Origin of the sequence: Aeromicrobium sp. (genome assembly GCF_050700635.1) — a bacterium.
GTDB lineage: Bacteria > Actinomycetota > Actinomycetes > Propionibacteriales > Nocardioidaceae > Aeromicrobium.
The window spans coordinates 1-4,077 of the sequence record NZ_JBOHDT010000093.1 but is presented as its reverse complement, the minus strand read 5'-3'; the positions used below and the strand labels follow the sequence as shown (position 1 = coordinate 4,077).

Sequence of the window (4,077 nt, the reverse complement as noted above, 5' to 3'; positions counted from 1 at the left end):
GACACCACCCGGCCGCCCACCTCCACGCCGAGGTCCGACGCGAGACGACGCAGCCGGCGGGTGTCCTCGGCGGCCACGACGTCGGCCGAGGCCAGCAGCTCGGCCAGTCGCGGCGAGGCGTCAGCGGTACGACCGATGGGTGTCGCTGCCAGCACTAGCACCGTCCCATCGTGCCAGCGCTGGTCAGATCCAGCCCAGGTCCTGGGCCACCAGCGCCGCTTCGGCGCGCGTACTGGTGCCGGTCTTGCCGATGGCCGAAGACAGGTGGTTGCGCACGGTGCCCGCGGTGAGATGTACCTGCATGGCGATCTGGGCGATCGGTACGCCGGAGAGCGCCTCGCGCAGAACCTGCTGCTCGCGCTCGGTGAGCGGATTCGGTCCACTGGTCAACGACTCGGTGGCCAGAGCGGGGTCGATGACCCGCAGACCGGCATGGACGCGCCGCACCGCTTCGGCGAGCTCCTTCGCCGGCGTGTCCTTGACGACGAACCCGCCGACTCCGGCGTCGAGTGCTCGACGCAGGTAGCCGGGTCGGCTGAACGTCGTCACGATCAGGCTGCGGCACTGTGGCTCGACGTCCGCGAGCAGCTCGGCGACCGCCAGGCCGTCGAGCCCCGGCATCTCGATGTCGAGCAGGCACACGTCGGGCATCGATCGTCGCACCTCGGCGAGCACCTCGTCGCCACGTCCGACCTCGGCCACGACGTCGATGTCCGGTTCCAGGTCGAGCAACGTAGCGATGGCGCCGCGCACCAGCGCCTGGTCGTCGGCCAGCAGCACCTTGATCGTCACAGCTGCACCTTCAGTCGGGTGCCCTGTCCATCGGCACCAGGTCCGACGTCAACGGTGCCGCCTGCCGCGCCGACGCGCTCACGCAGACCGCGCAGGCCGTTGCCCTCACGGCGTCCGCGCACACCGTGGCCATCGTCGTCGACCGTCAGGAAGTCGGAGCCCAGCTCGATGCGACAGGTCGAGGCCCCGCTGTGCCTCACGACATTCGTGACTGCCTCCCGCAATGACCACGCCAGGACGACGCGGTGACGCGGGTCGACGGCTGACGGGTCGCCGATGAGCTCGCTGCTGATGCCGGTGTCGTCCAGAGCGTCGTGCGCCGACGAGATCTGGTCGGTCAACCTCGCCACCCGGAGGCCACCGACCGTGGCCCGGATCTCGGCGAGCGACTGGCGGGTGAGGTCGCGGATCTGAGCAAGCTCCGCCTTGGCGCGTTCGGGGTCGGTGTCCACCAGTCGCTCGGCGAGCTCGGCTTTCACAGTGACGACCGTCAGCGAGTGCCCGAGCACGTCGTGCACGTCGCGGGCTACCCGCTCGCGCTCCGTCGTCAACGCGAGGTGGTCGGTCAGCACACGATGCTCGGCACCTCTCTGCTCCAGCACCCGGACGACCAGGCACACAGCGCCCACCAGCGCGACGATCAGGAGGAGGAACCAGGCGCCGCCATCGGCAGTGAACGGGCGCCCGACCGTCCACGCTCCGACGCCGGTCGCCACGATGGCGGCGCCGAACACGGCGAGCGCCGCGCGGAGAGGCAGCACGAAGACGGCCATCGCCACGACGAACGGCATCATGCCGATGCCCTCGGTCCCGACCAGCACGATGGTGGCCACCATCAAGATCGACAACGTCACGACGTTGAGCCACCCGGCGCGGACGAACCGTCGCTCGACGCGGCTGGAGCGGACCAGCCCGCGCACATAGATCGCGGCGAAGCCCACAATCAGGACGACCCCGAGTGCACGCAAGGCTCCAGGTCGGTCGCTGGTGATGATTGCGGCGATGGGGAACCCCAAGAACACCAGCCAGATGGCGCCCATCACCCAGCCGAACCGTTCCCACGGGTCCTCGGCGATCGACTCGGTGTGCTCCGTGCTGGGTGGCACGGTGGCCGACGCGGTCATTGACGTTCCCGTCCGCGCCGGACCAGCGCTGTCGCCACCAGGCCGAAGATCGCCGCCCATATGGTCACGTTAGTCACTGCTATCCACAGCGGCTCGTGCGAGCCGTCCACCTGGTGGCCCTCGGTGAGCGGGTAGCGGGCCAGCGCGACATAGCCGTAGAGAGGCGTGAACTTGGCGATGGTGAGCAGAGTCCCCGAGAGCGGGATGAAGATGTTGCCCAGGAACGCCATGATCACCAGCAGGCCGCTCGCCGCGCCGACCGCCGCCTCGGACCGGAACGCCAGGCCGACGGCCAGCCCGTAGATCGCGAAGACGCCGGCGCCGAGCAGCACCAAGGCGACGCTCAGCGCCCACGCGGTGGCGCTGCCCTCGGCACTGGTGAGAGCACCGAGGAGGTAGATGAGTGCCACCGGGACCGTGGCGATGACGAGCGCCACGCCGGCCTTCATCGCCACGTAGGAGCTGTCGGCCAGCGGGGTCAGGCCGAGCTGCCGGCCCCATCCCTGCATGCGCTCGACCGCGGCCATGCCCCCGATGCCGGTGGTCGCCGTGACCGCGCCGTACGCAGCCATCGAGACCATGATGTACATCGCGACGTTGCCGTTGCCGGCATTCTCATCAGAGAAATCCTGGGCCGCCCCGAAGAGCACGAAGAAGAACGCGGGGAGCACGGCGATGAAGAACATGCTGACGTAGTCGCGGAGCACTCGGCGGAGCTCCAGGCCGGCGAACGTGACATTCATGCGAGAGCCTCCTGCTGGTCGTGCGCGGACTCGGTGTCGTGCTCATCGGTGATCGCCAGGAACGCGCTCTCCAGGCTGGCGGTGACGATCTCGACGTTCCTGCCGCCGAGCTCCACCAGGAGCGCACGTGCGACCGCATCGGAGTCGGTCGACGCGACGACGACCCGGTTGCCCCGCATCGACACCTCGGTGACATCGGGTCGGCGCCGGAGCCGCTCGACGAACTTGTCGGCCTCGTGCTCTGGCACGTCGGACGACACGGTTCGACCGCTCGCCCTGGCGCGGATCTCGGCCGTGCTGCCGTCGGCGACGACGTGACCCCTGGCCATGAGCACGATCCGGTCCGCGAACGTGTCGGCCTCCTCCAGGTAGTGGGTGGCGAACACGACGGTGCGGCCGGCGGCGGCGTCGGCCTGCATGGTGGCCCAGAACTCGCGCCGGGCCGCGACATCCATGCCCGCCGTGGGTTCGTCCAGGACGAGCAGGTCAGGGTCAGGCAGCAGCGCGAGCGCGAACCGGAGCCGCTGCTGCTCACCGCCGGAGCACTTGGCCACCTTGCGGGCCGCCAGTCTGGTCAGACCCGCACGGGCCAGCACCTCGTCGATCGGCTGCGGATGCTCGAACACCGAGGCCACCATTTGTACGGTCTCCCGCACACTCAGGTCGCGCAGCAGACCCCCGGACTGAAGCACGGCGGAGATCCGTCCGGCCATCACGGCCTCTCGCGGCGGCCGACCGAAGACCGAGGCGTCACCGCTGGTGGGGCTGGTGAGTCCGAGAACCATGTCGAGGGTCGTGGTCTTGCCGGCACCGTTCGGGCCGAGCAGCGCCACCACCTCGCCAGGTTGGACCGTCAGGTCGACGCGCTCGACTGCGCGCACCACTCCGTCACCGCGGGTCCGGAAGGTCTTCGCCAGGCCGTTCAGCTCGAGAGCCGGCATCAGTGGTTGTGTCATGGCGTTCATGACTTCACCGTGTCATTCACACGGAGGCGCTCGCCACGACGCGTGTCACGAATGCGGCATGACAGGTGTCAGCCCGATGCCACGCCCCGCCTGTCTCTACGATCGGAACCGTGACTGAGACATCCCGCCACGATCCTCTGTGGGGGTGGATCGGTCCACTGGCGGTCGCGGCGCTCGCACTCGGCGTGCGGATGTGGCACCTCGGGCGGCCGCGGACACTGTCCTTCGACGAGACGTACTACGCGAAGCAGGCGTGGTCGATGCTGCACCACGGCTACGCGCAGGACTACGTGGAACGCGCCGATAGGCGTATCGCCTCCGGCAATCTCAGCGACCTGTTCATCGACGGTCAGCCGTCCCAGATCGTCCATCCCGAGGCAGGCAAGTGGCTGATCGCGCTGGGCGAGGCCGCGTTCGGGATGGACTCGTTCGGCTGGCGCGTCAGTGCCGCGG

At 69.2% G+C, this 4,077-nt stretch carries 4 protein-coding genes and 1 pseudogene; 1 reads left to right on the top strand and 4 read right to left on the bottom strand.

What is annotated here, in order from left to right; genetic code table 11:
* Window positions 1–183: 183 nt before the first annotated feature.
* The 4 genes from ACRDPN_RS07250 to ACRDPN_RS07235 are packed head-to-tail and all read right to left on the bottom strand — an operon-like array spanning window position 184 to window position 3,624.
* On the bottom strand, window positions 184–792 hold the full coding sequence (locus tag ACRDPN_RS07250) for a response regulator (protein ID WP_431446710.1): 609 nt from the start codon (window positions 790–792) through the stop codon (window positions 184–186).
* Window positions 789–1,916: a sensor histidine kinase gene (locus ACRDPN_RS07245; protein ID WP_431446709.1), complete on the bottom strand. Its 1,128-nt coding sequence runs from the start codon at window positions 1,914–1,916 to the stop codon at window positions 789–791. Before ACRDPN_RS07245 ends, ACRDPN_RS07250 begins: the two co-directional genes overlap by 4 nt.
* The gene (locus ACRDPN_RS07240) at window positions 1,913–2,659 is read right to left on the bottom strand and encodes an ABC transporter permease (RefSeq protein WP_431446708.1); all 747 of its coding nucleotides are present in this window, start codon (window positions 2,657–2,659) and stop codon (window positions 1,913–1,915) included. The genes ACRDPN_RS07245 and ACRDPN_RS07240 overlap by 4 nt, the downstream gene beginning before the upstream one ends.
* A complete protein-coding gene (locus ACRDPN_RS07235) occupies window positions 2,656–3,624 on the bottom strand; it encodes an ABC transporter ATP-binding protein (RefSeq protein WP_431446707.1) in 969 nt (322 codons plus the stop codon). The genes ACRDPN_RS07240 and ACRDPN_RS07235 overlap by 4 nt, the downstream gene beginning before the upstream one ends.
* Before the next feature lie 110 nt (window positions 3,625–3,734).
* On the opposite strand from ACRDPN_RS07235, the pseudogene ACRDPN_RS07230 reads away from it, so the two are divergent.
* Window positions 3,735–4,077: pseudogene (locus ACRDPN_RS07230) on the top strand (dolichyl-phosphate-mannose--protein mannosyltransferase); the annotation flags it as partial.